Here is a 26,390-nt window from a genome sequence, read left to right on the forward strand (position 1 = left end):
AATCCATATGTATGCTTCAAAAAAAGATAAGACTCTAATTAACATTCTTGGGGCGGGACGCTCTGGCACGACAATGCTTGATCTAATGCTTGGCAATGATGACCGGTCATTTTCTCTGGGCGAGGTTCACGCCTGGTTTAGGCCGTTCCGTGCTCACCACAAGTATATCGACTGTAACTGCGGCGACAAAGACTGCTCGTACTGGCTGCCGATTCTATCGGTCCCAGAAAAGGAATTTCATGCGAGGGCATTTGATCAGCTTGGAGTTGATTTCTTAGTAGATTCCTCGAAAAGCCTACCTTGGGTAATAGATAATAATGGGTGGGCGGCTAAAAGAGGAATAGAAACAGTTAATATTGTTATGCATAAGCCTCTGATAAACTATATTTATTCTATATGGAAGCGAGGCGACAGTATTGACACAGCATTATATCGTTACAAAGCTTACTACTGGAGACTGGTAAACTCTAGCATTTCAGCAGTTTCAGTTTCATTTTCTGATCTCGTAAGCGACCCTGACCAATCTTTAAGACAAATCTGTAAAATTACGGGGCAGGCCTATACTCCGGACAGAAAAAAGTTCTGGGCGCGTGAGCATCATCATATATTTGGCTCGGGTGGGATAAGGGGTCAGGCAAAAGTTGGTTCGTCAACAATTCAAGAACGAGATGACCTCCCTGAAGATTTTCTGGCTTTGATACCATTGATTAATGAAAAGATTGCTGGCGACAAGAAGATCCAAAAGATAAAACAATACTTTGCATCAAATAATTTCAAGACGTACACCCCATCATTCGGTATTTTGAAATCTCCTAGGCGAAAACTTAAACCAGCTTGGTATTACTTTTCTAAAGCAAAGGCTCTATGGCGAAGGTTCTTCCCAGAAGTATATGAGCCCAAGTAATTGGGTTTTGTAAATTTGGCATTTGGGATTTTTCTGAACGCGACTGATGGAGAAATAATGTGATATCTCACGATTATAAAATGATATTTATTCACGTTCCGAAGAGTGCGGGGACCAGCATTGAAAATGCGTTTGGTCATGATCTTGGTGCTCAGGGAAGGGGCAGCCAGGACCATAGAGCTATTCGAGAAATAGAGCCAGTTCAAATTTCGAATTATCTTCGGATCAATTCAGATAATGCAAATTTTTTCTATCGGAGAATCAAAAAACTTAAAACTAACAATCCTAATAACAAGATTGGTATTACTAGAAAGCAGTATCAGGAGTATTTTAAGTTCACGATAGTAAGAAATCCTTTCTCCAGAACCCATTCTTGGTATCGAGGAATTATGCGGGATCCCATCAATCTTCGCGCTTATGGCCTGCCATCACCTATACCATTTGAAGAATTTCTTGATAGATTTCTTCACAAACGTAGGCTGATGAAGCCAGCAGTTTGGTTTCTTAAATCGTTCAATGGAGGTATTGAGCTGGATTTCGTGGGGAAATTTGAGAATCTGACTCACGATTTTGGTCTGGTGTGTGATCAGCTGGGGGTACAAGTCAGCCTTCCACATAAGCTTGATGGTGGGGGCACTGATTGGCGCTCAGAGTATAACGACCGCACAAGGTCGATGGTCGAGAAGTTTTACCATGAGGATATTAGTACGTTTGGGTATAAGTTCGAATGACGCGGAATTTGCACGCAGTTGGGCCCAGTTCCAGTCTGGTAATCGTCGGCGCGAAACAGTTTGGTTATCATACTGATACGTACAAGCTCGCTCGTTACCTTGTTGAAAGCTTCGATATATCTTACGTATGCATAGATAGTGGCATGAGTCATATAGAAGCCGAGGGCATCAATGTACGCTACGTCAGCAGTAAACTTGGAAAAATCGAAAGGTTTTATCGTTTGATATCGTTGTCTTTAAGTGTTATTCGAAAGAACCCATCGGCACATATATTTATCGTATACTTCCCGTTTTGTTCTTTAGTATCGCTTTTTTGCAGAAGAAGCATAATTCTCGATTTTAGAACAGCGTCGGTGTCTCCTAATAAGCTGGCTCGTGGCTTGAGAGATCTGTTTTCAACATTTGAAAGTCTATTCTTCCAAAGAGTTAGTGTTATATCGGAGGGGCTTGCGCGGATGCTCCGCATAAAAAAAAGGAAAGTGTTTATCCTTCCTTTGGGAGCGGATGTGATTTCCTCTCAGTGTAAAAAGTTTGACTATCCTAGGCTTTTCTACATCGGGACATTTGGAAATCGCAATCTTCATCATGTTATTAAAGGGCTATCTCTCGCGATTGATAAGCGGCCCGAATTAGCCTCGTGTATCAGTTTTGATATTGTGGGCTTCGGATATGGGGGTGAGGAGTCAAGTTTGAAAGAACTGGCCGGGAAGCTTGGGCTGAATAAGATTGTTAGGTTCCATGGGCGATTATTTCATAATGAGGCAAAGGGGTTTTTTGATAAATCAAACATTGGTATTTCCTATGTGCCAATAACCTCCTACTACGATCATCAGCCGCCTACGAAAACATATGAGTATATTCTCTCCGGCATACCAGTAATCGCTACAGCAACAAGCGAGAACTCCCGTTTGGTAAGCTCTGTAAACGGTGTGCTTTGTCAGGACACTCCTGAATCCTTCGCTAACGCGCTGCTCGAGTGTGTGGACAGGTTTCCTGACTATGACTCAGAAGTTATCCGATCAACACTGGCGGATGCTACATGGGAGAACATCGCAGCCAAATTCAAGAGACAGCTTGTTAATGGAAGGTAATTTCACGCTCGATTCGTCGATGCTCCTAGCCGGACTGGCGATACTTCCTGTATTCGCTTGGTTCGCATTGCGACGAATGACACTGAAGCTTTTTCTCTTTGGCAGCCTTTTGCTGCTTGTTTTCTCCCGCGGCACACTAGAACTTCTCGGTATCAGCACGCTATTGACCAGAGTTGGCGCAGAGGCGCTAGTGCTGGCGTGCTTTATTCTTGTGATCTTGATGTCTGGCTCGCCGAGAAAGCGCCTGCCTGGCCTATACAGCATGTCTGCGTTTGTATGTGTGGCGCTGCTGACACTTCTTTTTAACGAAATTAAACCAACGATGGTACTCCTCTTCTTTAGGGATTACTTGTTTACCATCATGTTTTTCTATGCAGCAATCAACGCTTCCTTCAATGATCATGAGGTGCGCGTTATCGGAAAGGTTTTGGTCTTTCTTTTTCTATCGCAAATCGCCGCGAATATAATAAAAGTTTTTGTGCTGGGTGACATTGTAGAGCCATATATCGGCACCATGGCTAATCTGGGGGGTAGCCTCACTATTATATTTGCCATGGTCGGCTCGGTGGTAAGCATCGCGTTATATCTAAACACAAGAAAATATCGATATGTTATTGTGCTAATTGGCTTCATCGCATTCTCAATTATCGGCGGAAAAAGAGCTGCACTCGTATACATCCCGTTAATATATCTTGTATTGCTTGCTAGATATCAACTTCAGAGCGGAGTCAAACTGGGAGCATTGTTCAAGCAGGGAGCACTGTTTGTTCTGGTGACACTTGTTTTTGTCTATATTTCTCTGCGTTTAATGCCTAGCCTGAATCCGGAGAGAGAGGTTTGGGGGACTTTTGACATTGAGTACGCAATGGATTACGGCACGCGGTACGTTACTACCGGCTCAGGCGCTATTGCAACGATTGGGCGGGCCGAAGCTCCGGCTTACTTGTTTTCCAGAGTAGCTTCGGACTCATATCTTCATCTTTTTATTGGTTATGGGGCGGGTCATTTAATTAAATCAAGATTTAATCCCCTGTTGGTTAGAACAGGTGATCAATCTGAGCTTAGTAAGGAGCTATACGGCGTAGGCTATGGAGCCAGAACAGCATTCCTTCAACTGTTTCTTCAGGTGGGTATTGTGGGCGTATTTTTTTACCTCGCTCTGTGGGTTCGCATATTCAAGGTGGAGTTTCGCTTTCAACGAAGAAGACTTAGCCGGGCGGAGGCGAACCTCGGCTCGCTGGTGATTTTGGGGGTATCTGTGGTATTTCTCATCGACTTTTTTACCTACTCTGTCGTTTTTGTCCAGCTCGGTCCGGTCTCTTTAGCTACAGCAATGATTGTTTCTCTCTCCCGACATAAGGCACTTATTGATAGACGTGGTGTATTGCCGGCAGCAAGACTCCAATAGCAGTACGTTTTACAAGTTGGAAGTTTGAAAGGGGTTCGGAGCGATTTAATATCTTTAATTTATAGCGTTTATGCAATTGGTTCTTTCACCGCAAGATCCCCTTTTTTCCTTGTGTTAGTATTTTTAATACGACTTTTTTATAGATGTGCAGTTTTTCGGAGACGTTCTAAGGCGCTGGCACAAAATTTTGTTAAGGCGGTATCATGGTCGTCATACCCAGGCGAGCAAAGATAGGGAAGAATTGTACAGTTGGGGTGTTAGTAACAATTGATGGAAGATCTGGTCACTACGAAGTGCCAATAATAGATGGCAATTGTACGAATCATAACGGTGGTTTGATAAGCGACCCTATAAAATAGGAAACGATGTTGTTTTCGGTAAAAACGCAGTAGTGATGGAAAGTGGGCCGGCCAATGTATGTTGTCGGTGTTCCTAAATAGGTCTCAAACGTGTTTTTGATTTGGATTAATGACAGGTTTTGATCTTGGGTAGTTTTTGAGGTTATAGGATAAATGTCTGTTCGGGACGAAAAAAGTGTTCCTGATTTTCTGGGTATTGGTGCGCCGAGGTCCGGTTCTACTTGGTTGAATAATATGCTTTCACGCCATCCGGAAATTTATGTGCCACCCATTAAAGAAGTGCATTATTTTGATAGCGTAGATACTGAGATCACAGAGAATTTCAGGATTCATACGCTTTTAGGACGAATAAAAAGAGTTTTCATAAGCAGGGTTAAGCATTATGCCGGTTTTATTCTTTCCCCATTTTTTAATAAATTTCTAGAAAAAGCGAAGCCAGATATCAACTGGGACCTTCATTTTTTTAGCCCGGGGGGTGATATCAACTGGTATAGGAACCTATTTAGACATGCAGCGTCGAGAAAACGGCTAGTGGGAGAAATCACCCCTGCTTATATTATGTTAAGCGAGAATGTTATAGAGACGGTTTATGACCAGACAGGGGTGAAAAAGATTATCGTTTTTCTTCGGAATCCGATAAGTGCAACTTGGTCTTGTATTGAGAAACAGGTTCGTGACAACGGAGGGAGCTCTCGCAAGAATGCGTTATTTGATGATGAATCGGTAATGAGGAAGATAAGAAGTCCCCGGCTTTTCGCCAGATATAGCTATGCAAGGAATCTTTCTAATTGGATGAAATATTACGATAGAAGCCAGATCTTTATTGGGTTCTACGAAGAACTTGCAAACGATCCGACGGAACTTCTCTCCCGTGTTTTCCAATTTTTGGATGTTGATGATATCAGTTCGCAACTTATTGGCCGTACTGATGTGCCCAAGGTTAATGCGGCACGTGGCATGCTTGGTGAGATTCCCAGAAATGCGAGAGTGGTTCTCGCGGAAATGCACGCGGACCAAGTTGAGAAGTTGGCGGGTATGATTCAAGGTCATGCAGTTTTATGGCATGAAGAGATTGAGGAAATTCTTAACGACCCTAGCGTTGCTCCGTAGCGTGCAACTATCTGTTATGCATAGGTGAGTTCTTTTTGGCACGTTGGAATATTGGTTATGACAGCATGAGCAGTAAGGTTTTGATTAATTTGCCGTCATTGGCTCTTCCGGGCGGGGTTTCCAATCATTATCGTGGACTTCAACCCTATTGGAGGCAAGAGGTTTTTTATAATTTTACCGGGGGGCGCCATGGTCTCCCAGGCCCTATCGTTCTCATTTTTGACTACATTAAGTTTTTATTTTTGTGCATTACACGTCGCTATAAAACTGTCGTTCTTAATCCATCATTAGGACGCACCGCAATCCTTCGTGATGCTATGTTTCTTCGGTTGGCTAAATTCTTTCGATTGAAAGTTATCGTTTTCTTTCATGGTTGGGACCCGGCGATGGAGAAAATAATTAATTCTAATCCGGATTTTTTTAGGCGTAAGTTTGGTCGGGCGAATTCCTTTATCGTTCTTGCAAGTGAATTTTCAGATAAATTGAATTCTTGGGGATTGGAGAGGCCAGTTTATTTGTCCACTACAAAAGTTTATGACCGTCTTGTAGAGGGTTTTGATATAGAGAGGAAGGTGTATGGGAAAACTATTCTGTTTCTCGCTCGTTTGGAGCCCAATAAAGGTATCTTATTGGCATTGGATGCTTTCTCGAAGGTTTTAGTCACCATTCCTGATGCGCGTTTTGTGGTCGCGGGTTCTGGCAGCGCAAGAGAATCTGCGATTGAGTTTGTGAGGTCTCGGTCCATTCCGAATGTCGAGTTTCTCGGCAATGTTTCCGGCGGTACTTTGGTCAAAACGTTCAGAACATCGGATATATATCTTCTTCCAACGATGCATGGAGAAGGCATGCCAACTTCTGTGCTTGAGGCGATGGCTTTCGGGCTTCCTGTTGTCACTCGCCCAGTTGGCGGACTAAAGGATTTTTTTCAAGACGAAAAGATGGGTTTTTCATCCGACAGTCTGGAGTCGCAATTTTATGCCGACGCTCTGATTAAGTTGCTTTCGGCTCCAGAAAAGATGAAGAAGATTGGCCGTTTCAATCACGACTATGCCAAAGAGCATTTTCTAGCGTCGAAGGTTGCACGCCAGCTTGAAGAGATCATGGAGAGAGATTGAGGTATGGATATTAGCGCTAGTTTTTCAAGCCTTCGCGCTTATTGCGAAGCTGAGCATTACAAAGGATGGGACCCATACGACGGCCTTAACTCTGCTATTTTTCAGGCGACCCCCTTGAAATACTGGGGTCTCGCTCGCTTGGTGCTGATCCAGCTTTGTAAACGTTCGCCTATTAATCTGCGGCCTTTACTGCTGGTGCCGAAGCAGCACAACGCCAAGGGCGTTGGCCTTTTCTTGAATGGTTATTGCAACTTGTACAGGTTGGCTTCGAAGGGCGACAAGCGTTTCGGTTCTAAAGATGAGTTGCTGGCCAAAATCACAGAAGTAGCCGATCTTTTACTCGGGCTGGAAAGCAAGGGTTTTTCAGGGGTTTGTTGGGGCTATAACTTTGACTGGCAAGCACGTCGATTGTTTCTGTTCCCTGCTTATACGCCAACGGTCGTTGCTACAACGTTTTGCGCGAGTGCGCTGTTCGAGGCATATGAAGTTACGGGAAATAAGCTTTATCTGGACACAGCACTGTCTTCGGCAAACTTTGTTTTGAAGGATCTACACCGTTCAGAGCATGAGGGAGGGTTCATGCTCTCCTATAGCCCTCTGCCAGGGAACGATACGGTTTACAACGCCTCTTTGCTTGGCGCAAAGCTGCTCAGTTATTGCTTTCACTACACTGGCGATGAGGACTATAAAATAGCTGCCCATCAGATTGTCAATGCGGCCTGTGAAGGACAATCGGAGGATGGTTCCTGGGTATATGGCCTGCTGCCAGTGCAGTCCTGGATAGACAGTTTTCATACTGGCTACAACCTGGATGCGATATCTCACTATACTCGGCTGTGTGAAGACGATTCCTTTCAAAATAATCTGGATAAGGGCTTACGGTTCTACCTTGAGCACTTTTTTCTGGAAGATGGAACGCCAAAATACTATCACAGCAGAACCTACCCGATAGACATACATTGCCCCGGTCAGTTGTGGGTGACACTTAGCGAGATGGGGCAGTGGGAGGCTAATTCAGAGATATGTGAGAAGGTGGCCAACTGGACAATCAGCAATATGCAGTCCCCGAGGGGCTATTTCTATTACCAACTCAAGAAAGGAGTCAGCTCGAAGATACCTTATATGAGGTGGAGTAATGCCTTTATGTTCAACGCCCTAAGCTATTATTTATTGGAAACCCATGCGCAGTGAATCTTTGAATGGGGTGAAAGTTTTTGCCCCTGTCTCCCGCAACGACCTGATCGATTTCGCTTTCGCCAATCACAGCCTACTTGTGGCTGTGAATGCCGAGAAAATCCTGCATGCCACCGAGCAAACTCGAAGCATCATAAACCGTAATGTCGGCTACCCGGACGGGATCGGTGCCATTATGGGCCTCAAGAAAAAGGGCTTGGAGGATTTGGTCAAGATCCCGGGCTGCGAGCTGTGGCTGGATATTATTCGAGGTCACTATCGAGATAAAACGTTCTATCTCGTTGGCGCAAGTGATGAAGTAATCGCGCAAACTGTAAAAAAATTGCAGTTGGAATTCCCCGGTATTCGGATTGTTGGTTATCGCAATGGTTATCTGGTTGATGATTTAGATAGGCAGGCGCTAATTGATGACATTGCGTCTAAAAAGCCCAATGTAGTTTTTGTGGCTATGGGGTCTCCCAGGCAGGAACTTCTTATGGAGGAGATGCAGAATCGGCACGCGGCGGTTTATCAGGGGCTGGGTGGAAGTTTTGATGTGTATACGGGTCAGGTTCAACGGGCGCCTGCCTGGTGGGTAAGGCATCACCTGGAATGGCTATATCGATTGATAAAAGAACCTGTGCGTATAAAGCGTCAGATACACTTGGTGAGGTTCCTGTTTTTGTTACAGTTTAATCGTTTTTGATCCGCTTAATGCTCGCCTTTTTCCATCACATAGCCACGCTGGTTAGTTATTGATATCAGGGCTCGGGTGATGCTTTGCAGCTGACCGAGCCGGAATCATTCTATTGTACTAGGGGAGAATAAAATCATGGCCCATATCACCCTGATAGCCGGCGCGCGACCCAACTTTATAAAGGTTGCAGCCATCATTCATGCGATTAATGCAGCCGAAACCCAGGGCCGTGTGATTGATTACTGCTTAGTGCACACCGGTCAGCATTACGATGAGAAAATGTCCGGAGCTTTTTTTAAGGAATTAAATATTCCCGAGCCTGATGCGAACCTAGGCGCGGGGGGCGGTACTCATGCTGAGCAAACAGCGGCCATTATGGTTGGTTTTGAGCGACACCTGCTCGCTAACCCCACAGATTTGGTGTTGGTGGTTGGCGATGTTACGAGCACCATGGCTTGTGCAATTGTCGCTCAGAAGCTTCATACGAAAGTCGCTCATGTGGAGGCGGGTATTCGTAGTAATGACTGGAGTATGCCTGAAGAGATCAATCGCTTGGTGACCGATGCGATTACTAATGAATTTTTTACCACGTCAGTAGTTGCAAATGAAACTTTGCGGAATGGTGGCGTAAGCGATGATCGTATTCATTTTGTAGGCAACGTAATGATAGATACGTTGCGAGCTAATGAGCACCGTTTAGAACAGCCTGAGGTATGGCGCGAGCTGAATCTTGAACCTCGTCAGTATCTTGTGATGACCCTGCATCGCCCGGCAAATGTTGACCAAGAGCACAAACTGAAAGCGTTGATCGGAGAAATTATTGCTTACAGTGGTGAGCTACCATTGATTTTCCCGGTTCACCCACGAACGGCAAAGATATTAACAAATCTCGGGATCAACCATTCGCGTTTATATTTGATCGAGCCTTTGGGCTACCTGCAGTTCAACTACTTAGTCAAGCACGCAAAAGCGGTATTAACGGATTCTGGTGGTATTACTGAAGAAACCACCGTAATGGGGGTGCCCTGCATGACCCTGCGCGACAATACTGAGCGCCCTGAAACCGTAACTTGCGGCACCAACGAGTTGTTAGGCACGGATCCGCGAGCAATTAAACCAGCAATGAGCAAGCTGTTTTCCGGAAATTGGAAAGAGGGTCGTGTTCCAGAGAAATGGGATGGCCGCGCTGCCCAGCGTATTGTCGATGTAATCCTGTCTTTGTAATTCTGCGCACTGTTTTTCCGAATGCACTGCTCCCCTGAGCGAGGCTCTTGACTCCAGTGGCTTTGTGTATGCCAGCGAGCCGGTGTGCTGGAATTCCCGAGTGGTTGAACTTCGGCATTCACAGGCGAACATCAGCAAAGAAGCCAGAGTATGCGCCGGAGTATCTCTTTGGGGATGGGATTGCTAAGGCGACGTCTTGGTATCTTGGCCACTGAATCCTCGAGAGAACACGACAAACTTTTTTAGAAGGACTCTATGAAGAAAATTGCAGTAGTGGGCCTAGGCTATGTCGGGCTCCCGTTGGCCGTGGCGTTTGGCGAGAAGCGCTCCGTTGTGGGTTTCGATGTTAATAATAAACGCATCGCCGAACTGAAAGACGGCGTGGACTTTACCCGTGAGGTATCTTCCGAGGAGTTGGGGGCGGCGACGCAGCTGTCGTTCTCGTGTTCTCTGGAGGACATCGCCGACTGTTCGATATTTATCGTGACCGTGCCCACACCAATTGACGAATTCAAGAAGCCCGATCTGACACCGCTGGTTATGGCAAGTGAGAGTCTAGGCAAGGTTCTCAAACGCGGGGACATCGTCATCTACGAATCCACCGTTTACCCTGGCGCCACCGAGGAAGTCTGTGTGCCGGTGCTTGAGCGGGTGTCTGGCCTTACGTTCAACTCTGATTTCTTCGCAGGCTATAGTCCGGAGCGGATTAACCCCGGGGACAAGGAGCATCGGGTAACCACCATCATAAAGGTTACCTCTGGCTCCACGCCGGCCGTTGCGCAAGAGGTAGACGCCCTGTATGCGGGTATCATTACTGCGGGTACCCACAAGGCCAGTTCCATCAAGGTGGCGGAAGCGGCCAAGGTGATCGAGAACACCCAGCGCGATCTCAATATTGCCCTGATGAATGAGCTGGCGAAAATTTTCGCCAGGTTGGGTATTGATACCCACGAGGTGCTGGCTGCCGCCGGTACCAAGTGGAACTTCCTGCCGTTTAAGCCCGGCTTGGTGGGCGGGCACTGTATCGGTGTGGATCCCTATTACCTGACCCACAAGGCCCAGGCCATTGGCTACCATCCCGAAATCATACTCGCCGGCCGCCGGGTCAATGACGGGATGGGGCCTTACGTGGCAGCTGAGTTGGTCAAAGCCATGATCAAGGCTGGCCACACGGTCGCCAACGCCCGGGTGCTGATAATGGGCTTCACCTTCAAGGAAAACTGCCCGGACCTGCGCAACACTCGTGTGATTGATGTGGTCGAGGAGCTGCGGGAGTTTGGTTGCGAAGTGGATGTAACGGACTGCTGGGCGGATAACGCCGAGGCAGAGCATGAGTACGGCATCACCCTCGTGGAGGCGCCGCCACAGAGGACTTACGATGCGGTGATCCTCGCGGTTCCGCACGAGGCATATGTAGCAATGGGTACCGCCGGCCACAGGAGTTACCTGACGGGCACCGGTATTCTTTATGATCTCAAGGGCATACTGCCGCTGGGTGATGCAGAGTTGCGGCTTTAATCCAAGCCCTTAGATCTAACATTCCTTTGACAGGGCAGGGCTCCCTCCACCTCAGAGGCCCTGCCTGTCAAACATTGTTAAACAGCATCTGCTTTACTTAATCTTTTGAATAGCACCTGTATATTAAGGTAACTATCTGAAACGCTGTCGTCCTTGTGGTTCTGACTAGACTTCCGGCTTTTTCAGTTTCATTTTCATTCTCCCTCCCAAAAGGTATGCCCATGGAAGCGGCGAGTTTTACCGGTCTTCTCTCTGGTTTTATTGCCTTTGTGTTCCTGTTTGTCCTGAAACCGCTCGCGGTCCGCATCGATTTGCTGGATCGCCCGGATCACCGAAAACGTCACAGTGGCGCTGTGCCATTGGTTGGCGGCCTGAGCGCCTTTTTCGGGCTCTGCATTGCCTGGCTGCTGGCAATGCCTTTGTCTGATGGCTATGGCCTCTTCCTGGTGTGTGCTTCTTTACTGGTCCTGATGGGGGCGGTGGACGATGCCTGTCACTTGCCTCCGAGTTTCCGCTTAGGTACGCAGGTAGTGCTGGGGGCAGCGTTGACCTTCGGGTCTGGAATTTCGCTCGATTCATTTGGCAATCTGTTTGGCTTTGGTGGCATTGAGCTTGGTGCACTTGGGCCTTTTGTCACTATAGCGGCAATCATTGGGGCCACGAATGCGTTTAATATGGTCGACGGGATCGATGGCCTTTCGGGTAGCTTGTCGCTCATTGCTCTGCTTTCGCTGTGCTTTCTATTCTCAGGTTCTGGCAACTTCCCTTTGGAACTGGTATTCACCCTCACACTCGCGGTTGCGCTCCTCCCTTATCTTATGGCGAATCTTCTGATACCTCCCTTTAAACGGAAAATCTTTATGGGGGATGCAGGGGCTATGTTTATCGGCTTTGCAGTGGTCTGGTTGTTGGTCCATGGTACCCACATCGAAGGAAGGGCGTTTCGGCCGGTTACCGCGTTGTGGCTGATCGCGATTCCGTTAATGGACATGGTTGCGATTATGGTTCGGCGGGCCCGAAAAGGGCAGTCTGTTATGAAGCCCGATCGTAACCATTTGCACCACATCTTCATGCGTGCCGGATTCTCGGGTCGTGAAGCGTTGCTTCTGATCACGGTGATTGCACTTTTATTTGCTGCAATCGGGCTTTTGGGCGAAATCCTTCTGATTCCTGAATGGATAATGTTTGCGGCCTTTATCGGATTTTTCGCGCTTTATGACTGGGCATTGAGCCATATCTGGCGTTTGTTGGTGTTGTACCGACGGTTGTTCGGAGCATCTCACCGTTGAGGTGTGAGAAAATCTCCAGAGGTTATAAGCTTATTTGAATTTGTGTTTTCGCAAGCCGGCCTAATCGCCGGCTTTTCTGTTTTTACTGCGTGGTTAATTGCCGAGTTCTCTGGCAACTCTTATCATTGCGATGTCGAGCCAGGAAATAAATGCATCATTAGCTATATTTTGTATTAAAGATATTTTATTTCGACCAATGCTTTTGGTGCATGAAATGAAAGTTCGTTGTCAATTGAAGATGTTTGAATTATTCTAGTGCTCGGATTCCAAAGATTTTTGAACCTCTTATGAATAAGGTTTTATTTCCATGGCAAAGATTAACGATTACTACCAGAAAAAACAGCTTATGGAAAAGCTTGCCGCAGAGCTGGAAAAGCTTGAAGAAGATCAGGCTCTGAAAGGTGAACTGGAGTTTGAAAACAAAGTTCGTGATTTGATGAAGGAATATGACAAATCACCGAAAGACGTTCTGCAGATCTTGTCGGCGATTGATCCTTCGGTTGCAGGTGCAAAGGCAAAGGCTGAGTCCACAGGCGGCACCCGCGCGAAGCGTCCTATGAAGACTTATAAAAACCCGCACACCGGTGAGATTGTTAAGACCCGGGGCGGCAATCACAAGACTCTGAACGAGTGGCGTGAAAAGTACGGTAAGGAAGCAGTACAAAGCTGGCAGCAAAACTAATTTTAGCTAGCTTATTTAGCATTCAGACGAGCCCGGTTAATCCGGGCTTTTCTTTGATTCTACCTCCCAAAAATCTTCACCCGATTTCTTCCGCCTGCTTTCGCTGCGTAAAGGGCCTCGTCGGCTTGTTGCATCCATTGCATGTAGTTTTCGGGTTTATCACTTAATTCAGCGATACCCATGCTAATCGTGTATTGAATAGACGCGACGCTGGTTTCTACAACACTTTTCTCCATAGCTTCCCGTATTCGCTCGCAAATAACCTGTGCACCCTCAGCATCGGTTTCAGGGAGGATGATTCCGAACTCTTCGCCGCCGTATCGGCCGGAGGTATCCGATTGGCGCAGATTGTTTTTGGTTAAATCCGCTGCATGTTTAATTACTTCATCGCCCGCCAGGTGGCCATAGCTGTCATTTACCTTTTTGAAGTGATCAATATCGAACATGACCAATGATGTGGCATGACCATAACGCCGATAGCGCTCATACTCTGCATCCACCAGATTTTCCCAGGTACCCCGGTTGAGCAGGCCGGTCAGCCGATCTGTCGTGCTGAGTTTGGCGAGTTGGGCGTTGGCACGCTCCAGGGCACGTTTGCTGCTGGCGATATTGGTGACGTCGTACACCATCAGGCATACCTTCTCCACTTCACCAGACGGCCCGGACAGGGGGCTGATGGTGAGGTTCTGGAACATGTATTCCTCAGTGCCTGTGATGGGCCGGGTATTGCGGAATTTGAACAGGTAAGGGCGCTGCTCCCACGAGGTAAATGCCCGGGTGTTCAGCAGTGCCACCGCATCCACCTTCCGGGACAGCCAGGCCTTAGGAATGTCGGGAAAAACATCGAACAGCACTTTTTCACGGATTCTGCTGGCGGTAATGCCGCTGTGGTTTTCCATGAAACCGTTCCAGACCTGAACCCGGAAATCCAGATCCAGAACCACAAGCCCGACTTCGACGGACTCGAGCATATCCACTAGCCAGTGAAACGAATCGGCTTCGACTTGCTTAAAGGCCATATGTCAGTCCACCAGATATTCAAGACGTTGTTCGAGGAAGGGAACGGAATCCTCGGTGAGGAGGATGAGGACATCGCACTGTATATCGCGATCTTCCAGAACGTAACTGACTTCAATGCACAACAATCGCTCCTCCCGGGAACTGTGATGTTCCAGAAGTTCCGTGATCTGGCGGTGCTGTCCGAGGACGGTAGGGTGTCCGAGCCCGAGATTCAGATCCAGTTGGTCACCGATCCCCTTGAGGAAGGCGCCGAACAGAATGCTGGACATGTCCATCAGCACCTCCACGTTGACGGCATCGCCCTCAAGGTCTTCGTAATGCAGCATCTCCGCCATCTCTGTAAAGCTGGCATCCGCAAACAGCAGTAAGGCCTCACCGGCGATCCCTGCTCCTGTAAAACCCTGGCAGACAGCGGAATAGGTGTGGTCGTTCTGGGCAGCGGAAATGGCCATGTGCAATTCAGAGTTGGCGATGAACGCCACCCTGGGAATGGATTGCTTCACGAAAACCCGGAGCAGACGTGCGAGCAGATCTGAAGATCGGCCCATGGCCACGTTGGAAACCTCCTGGAGGTAATCGTTCAGGGAAACCGAGAGTGCGGGGTCTCCAGCAGAGGTGCTGGCGTCGGCTGTTAGCGCGCTGTCATTGAGCGCAGTGGCTTCAACCTCGCCCGGGTTGTAGAAGCCATAGTCCTTGAGCAGAGTCAGCACGAGGCCCGGCTCGGTAGGCTTTCGGATGAAATCGATGGCGCCGAGTTTTCGGACGCGTTCCCGGGCCTCGGGCTGAATATCTCCCGATACAACAATCGTGAGCACGGGGAGATCTTCTTTTCGGATGACCTCCAGAACCTGGTAGCCATCCATCTCTGGCATGTTGAGGTCGAGAAACATCAGGTCGGCGTGGTGGCCCCGCAACCTCTCCAGCGCTTCCTTCCCGTCCTTCGCGAATGTGACATCTGCGTTCAGCGCACGGGGCAGGGCCCTGGCCATTTGTTTCCTGGCCAATGCGGAATCGTCGCAGATTAAGATCTGGGTGGTCATGTGGTTCGCCAGAGACAAAAGGAATATCCGTCGGAGTATAACAGGACGCTGTTTTATGTATGCAAAGACTACGGTTTGGTGTTTTTTTGTGAAGCCGTTCATGCTTGAAGTTCGGTGACGGATTCCGTCGGTGTTGATTGTGACAGGGCTCACTCTATTGGCCGATCCGCCTCAGCTATAGTGCTTTTGCGGCAAATGGATAGAAGAACATGAAGTTCTCAGGACAGCCGCCTGTCAGCCTGACAATCAAAAAAACAGGGCGGCAGCAGGGTCGGGCGTCGAAACTGACTCAAAAACACTAATCAGAGACACAAGCTATGAAACACCAGGCGTATGGATGCGCTGCCCTTGCCATGCTCTGTTTGGGTATGACGCCCGTTGCCCAGGCTGAGCTTAAGCCCATTTCTGATGAGACCATGGGCGAGGTGACCGGGCAGGCTTTTATGCAGGTCGAAAACATTTCGGTTCCGACCGACTCGGAGCATCAGTTCACCCGGATGACCTTGGGTATTGATGTTGAGACCCGGGTTAACATAGACGATGCGAAAGTGGGTCAGATTGACGGCGGTGTGGATTTTGCCGCCTCGCACGTTGCCCTCGGACACATTGCCCGCCAGGATGGTGAACAATACAACGGCAAAGTCTACAGTGCAGGTGAAACTGTCCCGTTTGAAGCGGTGCAGCCCTATATTGAGCTGGCCGAAGACGCGGACGGTCTTGCCGGTTTCCGCATGGGCTTTCAGCAGGCCCGGGGTTCCGTTTCATCCCTCTCATCAAGCTTCAGTGGCGACATCGGCCTGAAAATAACCGACAGCGCAGGTACCGTTCACGACGCAGCCCTGTTTGACGACACCGGCCTGGCGACCAATTATCGGGCTACGCAGATTGGCATCGCTGACAGTGCGGACCCTACGATGTGCAGCGAGTGCGCCTCCATCAGCAAAGTCCAGTCGCTGTTTGTGGGGACCGAAAATACCGACGGTACCACTGGCTTTACCGATGATTTCTTCATCGGCTTCCAGCGTGAAAACGTTGAATGGCAGAGTCCCGATGGTGCCAATGTAATCAACGCCGGCAAGGGGGTGTTCATCAACCTGCCGACCAGCATGACGGTTGATATGAGCCAGCTCTCTGGATCGTCTGGCCTGCCGCGCCTGCAGACGCACCAGACGGATATGGGGACGCAGTTGTTTTAAATGTTAAACTCCTGTCCCATTGAAACCCGACAGGCAGGAGTTTTCCCTTGATTCGCTCGTTTTACTGGCACGACTACGAAACTTTCGGCGTAGACCCGGTCCACGACCGCCCTTCCCAGTTTGCCGGCGTAAGAACGGACGAAAATCTCAACATCATCGAAGATCCGCTGGTGATTTACTGCAAGCCGGCGGACGATTACCTGCCGTCCCCGGAAGCTTGCCTGATCACCGGTATCACGCCCCAGAAAGCCCTCGAAGATGGGTTCCCCGAGGCGGAATTCATCGCCCAGATCAACGAGGCATTCAGTCAGCCCGGAACCTGTGTGGTGGGCTACAACAGCCTGCGGTTTGATGACGAGGTTACCCGCCACACTCTATATCGCAATTTGAGGGATCCCTACGCTCGGGAATGGCAGAACGGCAACTCCCGCTGGGACATCATCGACATGGTCCGGCTTACCTACGCGCTTCGCCCCGAAGGTATCAACTGGCCACGGAAAGAGGATGGGAGCCCGAGTTTTCGCCTGGAAGAGCTGACAGTGGCCAATGGCATTAGCCATGAGAGTGCACACGATGCCATGTCCGATGTTCAGGCGACGATCGCGGTTGCCCGGCTGATCAAGGAAAAACAGCCCAAACTCTTCGACTTCGTGTTGCAGAACAAGGACAAACATTCCGCCAGGGCAATGCTGGATACCGGCTCCATGAAGCCGGTATTCCATATCTCGGCCAAGTATCCGGCGGCCCGCGGCTGCTGCGCGATGGTGGCGCCTGTGGCTGAACATCCGACCAACAAGAACCTGGTGATTGTTTACGATCTACGGGAAGACCCTACTGACTTGATTGCGGCCACACCCGAGCAGATTCGTGAGCGGGTATTTACTTCCCAGGCCGAACTCGGAGAGGGCGTCAGCCGCTTCCCGCTCAAGGGCGTGCAGCTCAATAAGTGCCCGGTATTGGCGCCCGCCAACATGTTAACCACCCTGTCAGCAGAGCGGTTGGCGGAACTGGAGCTCGATGGCGAGGCGTTGCGTGCCAATCTCGCGGTCTTGCGTAAGGCTCCAGACCTGGCGGGCAGAATTGCACAGGCATTTGACCAGCCCCACGAGGGGGATCTCACGGATCCGGACGAGCAGCTCTATGCAGGCGGCTTCATCAGCAAGACGGACCGCGAGAAACTGAACTGGCTGTTGCAGCAACCTGTGGAAAGTCTGGGTGAGCAGGAAATCGAATTTGAGGATGATCGGTTACGGGAACTGGTGTTCCGCTACCGCGCCCGTAACTATCCGGGCTCCCTTTTGGGGGAGGAGATGGAGCGCTGGGAGGAATTCCGCTCCCAGCGATTAATGCATCCGAAAAAAGGCTGGCGCTCACTGGAAGCCTACGCTGGTGAGTTGCAGAGGCTGGCCGCCGATCCAGCACTGACGCCGGAGAAGCGGCACATTCTTGAAGATCTGCACCTGTACGGGGAATCCTTGATTCCCTACGTGTGAAGGCTAGCGGCGCTTGCAGAAATAGACGCTCAGGCCCTGGCCAACCAGGCTCTGGACTTCACTCCCAAGGGCTTCGGCCTGGATCTGTTGTTGTACCGGTTGGGTGGCCAGGCTGTGGCCATCCGCATCCCGTGCCTTGACCAGTTTCCATTCCACCTCGTTGCTCACCATGCCCATCAGCTGTTTAAGCTGGGACGTGTCCTGTGGGCAAAACCAGCGATCGCGGCAGCCGCCAAGATTGAAGAAGTCCTCATCGTTCGCCAGTTCCTGCCAGTGGGTATCCTGATGGTTGGCGAGTACCAACTGGCGTAATTGCCGGATGGTTGCGCGGTTGGGTTTAAGGTTGTGCTCCGCTATCAGCGAGCGAATGTGCTGATCGCCGGGGGTCTGTTCAGCCACCGCGGTATGCATGTGCACGACCGCACCCGACAACGTGGCATCGTTCACCAATGCCGCGAGCGAAAGGTCCGTCATGGCCGAGGAGGGTAGCCGTCCAATTTCGATCCAGTGAACCCGATGGCCATCGGCCACGAACCGCTGGGTGATGGACCAGGGCCAGAAGACGATATTCTCCACGTTCAGTTCGCCGGCCATGCGTGTGCCTTTCGCAATGTTGGCCAGTGACTCGTCCACAGCAATGACTTCCACATCGCTCAGGTATCGCGCCAGTTCCATCGCGCGTTGGCCTGACTGGGCGCCGCAGACCATGATGCGGAGGGTATCCGGAAGATGGTCGGTAGGCAGTTTCAATTCCGTTGTCATCAGACTCTTCAGGCTGCCCTCAGCGCCGAAGGCGAGTTGTGACCAGGCCGGCCAGGCCTGCGGCGTGTCCGTTTTCTCCAGGCCAAGCTCGTCGGCTTTCTCGTCGAAGTTCTGTTTGATGGCCTCTTCACTGGCGCGCTGATAATAGCTGGCGGCCAGGACCGGCTGCAGCCCCAGTGGCCAATCGGTCAGGTTCCACTGGCCAAGCTGAACGGCGAAGCTCTGATGGAACAGGGCTCCATACATAGCGCTCAGGATTAGCGAGCCAATCATGCCATCCTGGGATTCCCCCATGACGAGCTGAGCCTGGATGCTGTCGTTGATTGCCGCCACCAGGCGCTCTTCGTCTTCTTCGGCAGCCAGCGCATATCCGGAGCGATCGACATACTGGCCAATAGCGAGGGCCAGCTGCTGCAGTTCGTCGCGCAATTCCACCGTCTGTGCCACTTCCGCAACGATCGCCCGACGCAAAAGCGTAACCAGGTTTTCGATTGCTGCACTGGGCATCAGGGTTTTCTGCAGGGCCAGAATCAGAAGTTCATCTTCGCTGGCCGCATCGAGAATGATTTCCGCACTGGCGTTGCCTAGATCGTATTGCTGGTGAATGATCGCACCGACAAATCGCCCAAGCTCCTGGTGGGGCAGGCCCTCGTGACGAAGCAGGGCGATGGCATCCTGGGCGAGATCCCCGTCCGCCCTTTCCACATTGAGGTGGAGTGCGCAGTTGAGCATGCCGCTGTAGACAGAGTCCCACTCGGCACCCGCCTCACGGAGTTTGCGGTAATGCAGGTAGGCAACGTCGAACTGGCCCTGCAGGCGCTTTGCATGGGCGACGCCGCAAAAGGCCGCTGCGGATTGGCGATCGTACTCCAGGGCTTGCAGGAAATACTGCTCGGCCAGGGCCGGGCGTTCACTTTTCAGTGCCCAGTAGCCCAGGTTGGCGTACTGTTGCGGTTGTTCAGGGTCGGCATTGAGGCTGGCGTTGAAGAGCAGTTGCGCCTTTTCCAGTTGACCATCGTCCAGTTCCACGCGTCCGAGCAAGCCCAACGCTCCAGCGCCCTCGGGCTCAACTGCCAGTGCCTGTTCCAAAAAGCTCCGACATTCCTGGCGCGCATTCAGCCGTTGAGCGTGGCTTGACGCGCTGCTGTTGGAATCGGCATAGGCCATGTTGGCCTGCAGGAGCAGGCGGGCAGCTTCCGCATCCCGGGCCTGGAGTTCGTTACTGTGATGCTGTGCTTGCATGGGAACACCTCAATCCTTCAAGTCGGAATCTTAACCCTGGAGCAGCTGCAGCACCTGCTGGGGACGAGCATTTGCCTGGGCAAGAACCGAGAGACCTGCCTGCTGCAATACCTGGGTGCGGGCAAGCTCAGCCGACTCGGCGGCGAAGTCTGCATCCCGGATCCGGCTGTTTGAAGCTGCGAGGTTTTCCGATGTGGTGCTCAGGTTCGCGATGGTGGACTCGAACCGGTTCTGAACCGCACCCAGCTCCGCGCGAATACCGTTGATGGTATCGATGGCATAGTCGACGGAGATCATGGCCAGGTCAGCGCCATCCTGGGTGGAAATGTCGGTATCGTTGGCCGAAACGGTATTGGCTGCCGCTGTTGCCGCAACGGTCTGAGTGCCGCCGCCGGCGGGTGTGATGTCAACGGAAAAGTCTTCGCCGAACTGGGATGAGAAAATCAGCTCATCGTTGCTCCGGTTCATGTTGACTGCGACACCGGTTGTCGGTGATTGAGCGTTGATCTGACCCAGGACATCCTGCAGGGAGCCGGCGCCGGTCACGGTAACTGGAGTCACAATGCCGTCAATGCCGGTGATGTTAAAAGTGATATCGACGGTGCGTCCCTCGTTGAAGATGGTTTCAAGCGTGTCTGTACCGTCTGTCAGGGTTGTCAGTAGATCTGTGCTCTGGTTGATGGTCGAACCGAGCTGAGAGCCACGGGCATCAAACCCTAAAACGCTGATGGTCTCACCCGCGTTGGCACCAACCTGGAAGGTCTGGGTAAGCAGGCTGCCATCCAGGATCTTCAGGCCGTTGAAGGAGGTCTGGCCTGCGATCCGGTTGATCTCCTGAATCCGCTCCTGTACTTCGGCGTTCAGCGCCTGACGGTCTGACGGGCTGTTGGAGGCGTTGGCGGATTGAACGGCCAGTTCGCGAATCCGCTGCAGGTTCGCGGTAATTTCGTCCAGAGCACCCTCGGTGGTTTGGGCCAGTGAGATGCCGTCGTTGGCATTTCTCTGGGCCATATTCAGACCGGTGATCTGGGACTGAAAGCGTTCAGAGATGGCCAGGCCGGCCGCGTCGTCTTTAGCAGAGTTGATGCGAAGCCCCGAGGAGAGACGCTGCAAGGCGACGTTGGCGTCGCTCTGAGTTGCGTTCAGATTCCGCTGGGCATTGAGTGACGCAATATTGGTGTTGATGATCTGTGGCATTTTATTTCTCCCTGCTCTGAGGTGCCGGTAACCCCGTGCCCGATCATTCTGGGACGCATTGCCGGCTGTATTCATGGATTTGCCGTTTGGGAGAGGAATAGCGAAAGGTGTGCCACTTTGTTAGGAGGGCCTGTAAGGCATTGAAAATAAATATTAAAAAATTCCTGGGCTGGTTTTCGGTTATTTTCTGGAGCTTGTGGTGCGGGACGGGTGAGGAAAGCGATTGCCGCTTTCCTGGTCTTTTTACAATCCTTAACAAAAAAAACCGTTATTTATCTAAAGGAAGTTGGGGCAGCGCCGTTAAGCGGAATAACAGGGCGGCGCTTCAGACCGAAAAAATAGGCGCCACACCTTTTCCATGAAATGACGACATAAGTCGAAGGAGAAGCAATATGGCTCTCGGTATCAATACTAACGTTGCCTCATTGAATGCACAGAACCAGTTGGGTAAATCACAAAGCTTGTCTGATCAGGCGCTTGAGCGTTTGTCTTCCGGTTTGCGGATTAACTCTGCCAAGGATGATGCTGCTGGTCTTTCAATCTCTACCCGTTTCGACGCACAGATTCGTGGCCTGACCGTTGCTCAGCGGAATGCCAACGACGGCATCTCCATGATGCAGACGGCGGAAGGTGGTCTGGATGAGACAATCAACAACCTGCAACGTATGCGCGAGCTGGCCGTTCAGTCTGCCAACGGTTCTAATAATGCCGCTGACCGAACTGCCCTGAACAATGAATTTACCGCACGTATTGCTGAAATCGACCGTATTGCCAACCAGACTACGTTCAATGGCACAAACGTGCTTAATGCTGCGTCCACGGTCTCCATTCAGGTGGGTGCAAATGCCGGTGAGACCATTGATGTAGCCTTCGCTGACATGCAGGCAGCAGCTCTGGGTGTGGGCGCGTCGACAATTGATGGCGCCGACGCAACGAACGCTAACGCAGCGATCACTGCCATTGATTCGGCTCTTGATGCCGTGAACTCTCAGCGCAGTCTCTTTGGTGCGTCGCAGAACCGTTTTGAGAGCACAATTGCGAACCTGGGAACGTCTATTGAAAACCTGAGTGCCTCCAACAGCCGTATCGTTGATGCTGATTTCGCCGCTGAATCTGCGAAGCTGGCCAAGGCGAACGTGTTGCAGCAGGCCGGTATCTCGGTACTTGCACAGGCGAACGCTCGTCCTAACCAGGTACTGTCCCTCCTGCAGTAATCAGGGGCAGCCGGAGCCGGCCGGTCCTTCTTCGGGAAGGGCCGGTTAACTCCATAGAAGGACGGCGAGGTGGGTCATGAGTCACGTAAACCTGAACAGCCCGGATTTGAAGCTGGTTCGCGCCAGTGAACAAGCTCCGGCTCGGGCGTCCGTGTCACCTCGGGCAGATGGCAGCAATGTCTCCGCTCAAGAAGCCTTGTTTATGGAAAAGACGACCGCAGGTGTTGCGCCATCCCCCTCATCTCAGGTTGCCCGAGCTCAGGTTGAAGAGAGTCGTCGGGTGATTGCCGGTGAAGACGTGGGGCGTGCGGTTTCGCAGCTGAATGACTTTGTCCAGAACGTTCAGAGAGATCTGCAATTCGAAGTGGACCAGGAGCTTGGTAAAACGATCGTGAGGGTCGTGGACCAGGAGACCCAGAAAGTTATTCGGCAGATTCCGGATGAGGTTGCATTGAGGTTGGCAGAAAACTTGCAGCAGGATGAGCCGCTAACGTTGTTTGACTTGAAAGTCTGAGCCGCGGGCCCTTCACTGAACGCTGTGGAACTGCGTTAGCGCCGCCACCCATATGGGCTGGCGGCGTTTTCGTCTGTGCAGAGCCCGCAGTCGGGTTACAAAATATTACTGAAAGGTTTTGGGAATTAGGCAAAGTTTTGCCGTCCCATGCCGTTACACGTTAAAAGAACAGGCAAGCCTTGTAGGAGGCTCGATATGGCAGGAATTTCATCGCTAGGTGCTGGCTCGGGAATCTTCAGTGCCGATCTGGTTGATAAACTGGTCAACGCAGAGCGCCAGCCCACTGAACTCCGCCTGAATCGAAGAGAAAATGAGGCCGAAAGCAAAATCTCTGCTTTTGGCGCCCTGAGAAGTGCTTTGGAGGCGTTGAAGACGCCGCTGGAAACCCTCGCATCTTCTGAGGGGCTGAAAGCTTTGACGGCAACCTCGACTAATGAATCGGTGGCGGCCGTCAATGTTGATCCAGCGACAGCGAGCCGTGGCTCATACAGTATCAATGTCACGCAGCTTGCCCAGGCGCAGTCGCTGGCCTCAGCAACTTTTGCCGACACTGACACGACAACCGTTGGTACAGGTACTCTGACGTTCACGGTAAATGGAGTGAGTACCGACGTAACGGTTGATGGTAGTAATAATACGCTCCAGGGACTTGCCGACTCCATCAACGACTCGGGTGCCGGCTTATCGGCGGGCATTGTTGACACCGGTAGCGGATTTCGTCTGGTCCTGTCTTCCGACGAGAGTGGGCTTCAAAATGCCATTCAGGTTTCGGTGGCCGATAGTGACGGTAACAGCACCGATGCGTCCGGGCTTTCACAGTTTGCGTTCGATGGGACCGCGTCGAATTTGACCGAGACGGTGGCAGCGCAAGACGCGTTGCTTGAAGTCAATGGTATTGCAGTGAGTCGATCCTCCAACAACGTAGAAAACGTAGTTGAGGGTATTACATTCGATATCAGGTCCCTCGGGGCCTCCACGATCAAGGTCGAGCGAGATCCTGATGAAGTGGCGGGCCGGGTTCAGGAATTCATCGATAAATACAATGCGCTGAAAGACGTTATTAACAAAGCTTCCGGATACAGTGCCGGCAGCGGTAGCAGTGGCATATTGTCGGGTGATTCCACCATTCGGAATATTGAGCGTGATCTGCGGTCTGCGTTTACTGCTATTCCCGCTGGTATGGAAAACAGTTCTGTCAGGACCCTCGCCGATCTTGGCATCAAGACGGATCCAAGCACCGGCAGGCTGGAGTTCGACGATTCTGTATTCAAGGAAAAACTTGAATCCGACCCTCAGGCAGTTACCGCTTTATTGTCAGAGCAAAATGGCACCAATGGAATTGCCGGACAGATCGAAGCAAGTATCGAAAATTATCTGGCCAGCGATGGTGCGATTTCCAGTCGAACAGAGGGGCTCAATAGAACCCTGGATGATATTCAGGAACAGAGAGATCGACTTGACCTCCGGATGCAGACTTATCGCGAGCGGTTGGTTGCACAGTTTTCAGCAGCCGACTCTTTGATCTCTCAATTGAACAGCACGGGCAATTACGTCAGCCAGCAGTTGGCAGCAATTGCACCTCAGCAATCCAGCGGCAAGCAATAGTAAACAGCGCTGAACTCTAAGAGGTTACCTATGAACGGCCTTCAGCAATACCAGCGAATCAACACCCAGACCAGCATTACCGATGCCGATCCGCACAAACTCATCCAGCTCCTGTACCAGGGGGCCCTCGAGCGCATCAATATGGCCAAGGCGAAGATTCAGGCCCGGGACTACGAGGCCAAGGGCAAGCTGATCCTGAAGGCGATGGACATCGTTGGAGCGCTCCGCGGATTTCTGGATAAGGAGCAGGGCGGCGAACTGTCCGAGCGCCTTGACGCACTCTACGAGTACATGGAGCGCGCACTCTGGGAAGCGAACGCCCGTAACGACATCAACCGTCTGGATGAGGTGGCGCAATTGCTGCGCTCTGTAAAGGAAGGCTGGGACGGCATTCGTGAAGAGGTTGTTGCTCAGCAGCAGGCGGGCTGACCCGAACAGAGTAGCGCTACTGTAATGACCCGAACGGGCCGTCTATGGTCCGATCGGGTTCTGGTATTGTCATGCCTTGGCCCAATAGCCATTCCCCCCGCTCTCCCGTACAATATGCGCCTTATTTTCGATACATCCATTCTGTTCAGTCTGGAGCAAGGGCATGTCTGATATTAAAAAGGTGGTGCTGGCCTATTCCGGTGGCCTGGATACTTCCGTGATCGTGCGGTGGTTGCAGGATACCTACAACTGTGAGGTGGTGACCTTCACCGCTGATATCGGCCAGGGCGAGGAAGTGGAACCGGCGCGGGCGAAAGCCGAGGCGCTGGGGGTAAAGGAAATCTACATCGAGGACCTGCGCGAGGAGTTTGTGCGCGATTACGTGTTCCCGATGTTCCGCGCGAACACCATCTACGAGGGTGAGTACCTGCTGGGTACCTCCATTGCCCGCCCGCTGATCTCCCGCCGACTGATCGAGATCGCCAACGAGACCGGCGCCGATGCCATCTCCCATGGCGCGACCGGCAAGGGCAACGACCAGGTTCGTTTCGAGCTGGGTGCCTATGCGCTCAAGCCGGGTGTAAAGGTAATTGCGCCCTGGCGCGAGTGGGATCTGAACTCCCGCGAGAAGCTGCTGGCGTACTGCGACGAGCGCAACATTCCGGTGGAGAAGAAGAAGGGCAAGAGCCCTTATTCCATGGATGCGAACCTGCTGCACATTTCCTACGAAGGCATCAACCTGGAAGATCCCTGGGCGGAAGCCGAGGAAGACATGTGGCGCTGGAGCGTTTCCCCGGAAGCGGCCCCGGACAAGCCGACCTACGTCGAGCTGACCTACAGGAAGGGTGATATCGTCGCCGTTGATGGCCAGGAGATGAAGCCGCACGTGGTGCTGGAGACCCTGAATAAGCTGGCCGGCGATAACGGCATTGGCCGTCTGGATATCGTCGAGAACCGTTATGTTGGTATGAAGTCCCGCGGATGTTACGAGACCCCGGGCGGCACCATCATGCTGCGGGCTCATCGTGCCATCGAGTCCATCACCCTGGACCGAGAAGTGGCGCACCTGAAAGACAGCATCATGCCGCGCTACGCCGAGGTTATCTACAACGGTTACTGGTGGTCCCCGGAGCGTGAAGCGCTGCAGGCGCTGATCGACCAGACCCAGGAGTACGTGAACGGTACCGTTCGCCTGAAGCTCTACAAGGGCAATGTCGATGTGGCCGGCCGTAAGTCTGACGACTCCCTGTTCGACGAGAAGATCGCAACCTTCGAGGAGGATCAGGGCGCCTACGACCAGAAGGATGCGGAAGGCTTCATCAAGCTGAACGCCCTGCGCCTGCGCATTGCTGCTGGCAAGGGCCGCGCGCTCTGATA

The 26,390-nt window shown here is 51.4% G+C and carries 24 protein-coding genes; 20 read left to right on the top strand and 4 right to left on the bottom strand.

Annotation, left to right across the window (positions count from 1 at the left end):
• Positions 1 to 73: 73 nt before the first annotated feature.
• The 12 genes from QQF73_RS06565 (at position 74) to QQF73_RS06620 (ending at position 13,301) form a co-directional block, all read left to right on the top strand.
• On the top strand, positions 74 to 904 hold the full coding sequence (locus QQF73_RS06565; protein ID WP_285367676.1) for a hypothetical protein: 831 nt from the start codon (positions 74 to 76) through the stop codon (positions 902 to 904).
• Positions 905 to 963: 59 nt separating this feature from the next.
• Complete coding sequence (locus tag QQF73_RS06570) at positions 964 to 1,635, top strand: sulfotransferase family protein (protein ID WP_285367677.1); 672 nt, start codon at positions 964 to 966, stop codon at positions 1,633 to 1,635.
• Positions 1,636 to 1,778: 143 nt separating this feature from the next.
• On the top strand, positions 1,779 to 2,726 hold the full coding sequence (locus QQF73_RS06575; RefSeq protein WP_285367678.1) for a glycosyltransferase: 948 nt from the start codon (positions 1,779 to 1,781) through the stop codon (positions 2,724 to 2,726).
• A complete protein-coding gene (locus tag QQF73_RS06580; protein ID WP_285367679.1) occupies positions 2,716 to 4,134 on the top strand; it encodes a hypothetical protein in 1,419 nt (472 codons plus the stop codon). Before QQF73_RS06575 ends, QQF73_RS06580 begins: the two co-directional genes overlap by 11 nt.
• A 512-nt stretch (positions 4,135 to 4,646) precedes the next feature.
• Entirely contained in the window at positions 4,647 to 5,603 is a 957-nt protein-coding gene (locus tag QQF73_RS06585; protein ID WP_285367681.1) for a sulfotransferase, read from the top strand.
• A gap of 35 nt (positions 5,604 to 5,638) precedes the next feature.
• On the top strand, positions 5,639 to 6,718 hold the full coding sequence (locus QQF73_RS06590) for a glycosyltransferase family 4 protein (protein WP_285367682.1): 1,080 nt from the start codon (positions 5,639 to 5,641) through the stop codon (positions 6,716 to 6,718).
• A gap of 3 nt (positions 6,719 to 6,721) precedes the next feature.
• Positions 6,722 to 7,909: a hypothetical protein gene (locus QQF73_RS06595; protein WP_285367683.1), complete on the top strand. Its 1,188-nt coding sequence runs from the start codon at positions 6,722 to 6,724 to the stop codon at positions 7,907 to 7,909.
• The gene (locus QQF73_RS06600) at positions 7,899 to 8,597 is read left to right on the top strand and encodes a WecB/TagA/CpsF family glycosyltransferase (RefSeq protein ID WP_285367684.1); all 699 of its coding nucleotides are present in this window, start codon (positions 7,899 to 7,901) and stop codon (positions 8,595 to 8,597) included. Before QQF73_RS06595 ends, QQF73_RS06600 begins: the two co-directional genes overlap by 11 nt.
• A gap of 126 nt (positions 8,598 to 8,723) precedes the next feature.
• Complete coding sequence (gene wecB, locus QQF73_RS06605) at positions 8,724 to 9,812, top strand: non-hydrolyzing UDP-N-acetylglucosamine 2-epimerase (RefSeq protein WP_285367685.1); 1,089 nt, start codon at positions 8,724 to 8,726, stop codon at positions 9,810 to 9,812.
• Positions 9,813 to 10,067: 255 nt separating this feature from the next.
• Positions 10,068 to 11,330, top strand: coding sequence for a Vi polysaccharide biosynthesis UDP-N-acetylglucosamine C-6 dehydrogenase TviB (gene tviB / locus QQF73_RS06610; RefSeq protein WP_285367686.1), 1,263 nt, complete (start codon positions 10,068 to 10,070; stop codon positions 11,328 to 11,330).
• 221 nt (positions 11,331 to 11,551) lie between these two features.
• Positions 11,552 to 12,619, top strand: coding sequence for a UDP-N-acetylglucosamine--undecaprenyl-phosphate N-acetylglucosaminephosphotransferase (gene wecA / locus QQF73_RS06615; RefSeq protein WP_285367688.1), 1,068 nt, complete (start codon positions 11,552 to 11,554; stop codon positions 12,617 to 12,619).
• 307 nt (positions 12,620 to 12,926) lie between these two features.
• Positions 12,927 to 13,301, top strand: coding sequence for a histone-like nucleoid-structuring protein, MvaT/MvaU family (locus QQF73_RS06620; protein WP_285367689.1), 375 nt, complete (start codon positions 12,927 to 12,929; stop codon positions 13,299 to 13,301).
• Positions 13,302 to 13,360: 59 nt separating this feature from the next.
• Here QQF73_RS06620 and QQF73_RS06625 read toward each other — a convergent pair whose 3' ends face one another.
• Positions 13,361 to 14,320, bottom strand: coding sequence for a sensor domain-containing diguanylate cyclase (locus tag QQF73_RS06625; RefSeq protein ID WP_285367690.1), 960 nt, complete (start codon positions 14,318 to 14,320; stop codon positions 13,361 to 13,363).
• Positions 14,321 to 14,323: 3 nt separating this feature from the next.
• Positions 14,324 to 15,361, bottom strand: a complete 1,038-nt coding sequence (locus tag QQF73_RS06630) for a response regulator (protein WP_285367691.1) — start codon at positions 15,359 to 15,361, stop codon at positions 14,324 to 14,326.
• Between the two features lie 317 nt (positions 15,362 to 15,678).
• On the opposite strand from QQF73_RS06630, the gene QQF73_RS06635 reads away from it, so the two are divergent.
• Complete coding sequence (locus QQF73_RS06635) at positions 15,679 to 16,557, top strand: hypothetical protein (protein ID WP_285367692.1); 879 nt, start codon at positions 15,679 to 15,681, stop codon at positions 16,555 to 16,557.
• Positions 16,558 to 16,604: 47 nt separating this feature from the next.
• The gene (gene sbcB, locus QQF73_RS06640) at positions 16,605 to 18,050 is read left to right on the top strand and encodes an exodeoxyribonuclease I (RefSeq protein ID WP_285367693.1); all 1,446 of its coding nucleotides are present in this window, start codon (positions 16,605 to 16,607) and stop codon (positions 18,048 to 18,050) included.
• A gap of 3 nt (positions 18,051 to 18,053) precedes the next feature.
• Here sbcB and QQF73_RS06645 read toward each other — a convergent pair whose 3' ends face one another.
• A complete protein-coding gene (locus QQF73_RS06645) occupies positions 18,054 to 20,054 on the bottom strand; it encodes a tetratricopeptide repeat protein (protein WP_285367694.1) in 2,001 nt (666 codons plus the stop codon).
• A 30-nt stretch (positions 20,055 to 20,084) separates the two neighbouring features.
• Positions 20,085 to 21,251 carry a flagellin gene (locus QQF73_RS06650; protein WP_285367695.1) on the bottom strand — a complete coding sequence of 389 codons (1,167 nt, stop codon included), beginning with the start codon at positions 21,249 to 21,251 and terminating at the stop codon, positions 20,085 to 20,087.
• Positions 21,252 to 21,391: 140 nt separating this feature from the next.
• Between QQF73_RS06650 and QQF73_RS06655 the strand changes: the two genes are divergently transcribed.
• From QQF73_RS06655 to QQF73_RS06680, 6 genes are all read left to right on the top strand, one after another.
• Complete coding sequence (locus QQF73_RS06655; protein ID WP_285367696.1) at positions 21,392 to 21,613, top strand: hypothetical protein; 222 nt, start codon at positions 21,392 to 21,394, stop codon at positions 21,611 to 21,613.
• A gap of 30 nt (positions 21,614 to 21,643) precedes the next feature.
• The gene (locus QQF73_RS06660) at positions 21,644 to 22,465 is read left to right on the top strand and encodes a flagellin domain-containing protein (protein ID WP_285367698.1); all 822 of its coding nucleotides are present in this window, start codon (positions 21,644 to 21,646) and stop codon (positions 22,463 to 22,465) included.
• Positions 22,466 to 22,541: 76 nt separating this feature from the next.
• Positions 22,542 to 22,979: a flagellar protein FlaG gene (locus QQF73_RS06665; RefSeq protein WP_285367699.1), complete on the top strand. Its 438-nt coding sequence runs from the start codon at positions 22,542 to 22,544 to the stop codon at positions 22,977 to 22,979.
• Positions 22,980 to 23,174: 195 nt separating this feature from the next.
• On the top strand, positions 23,175 to 24,584 hold the full coding sequence (fliD, locus tag QQF73_RS06670) for a flagellar filament capping protein FliD (RefSeq protein WP_285367700.1): 1,410 nt from the start codon (positions 23,175 to 23,177) through the stop codon (positions 24,582 to 24,584).
• A gap of 30 nt (positions 24,585 to 24,614) precedes the next feature.
• Complete coding sequence (gene fliS, locus QQF73_RS06675; RefSeq protein WP_219866255.1) at positions 24,615 to 25,013, top strand: flagellar export chaperone FliS; 399 nt, start codon at positions 24,615 to 24,617, stop codon at positions 25,011 to 25,013.
• A gap of 163 nt (positions 25,014 to 25,176) precedes the next feature.
• Positions 25,177 to 26,388: an argininosuccinate synthase gene (locus tag QQF73_RS06680; RefSeq protein WP_219866254.1), complete on the top strand. Its 1,212-nt coding sequence runs from the start codon at positions 25,177 to 25,179 to the stop codon at positions 26,386 to 26,388.
• The last annotated feature ends 2 nt before the right edge of the window (positions 26,389 to 26,390 follow it).

This window comes from Marinobacter albus, from assembly GCF_030238305.1.
Taxonomy (GTDB): Bacteria; Pseudomonadota; Gammaproteobacteria; order Pseudomonadales; family Oleiphilaceae; genus Marinobacter; species Marinobacter albus.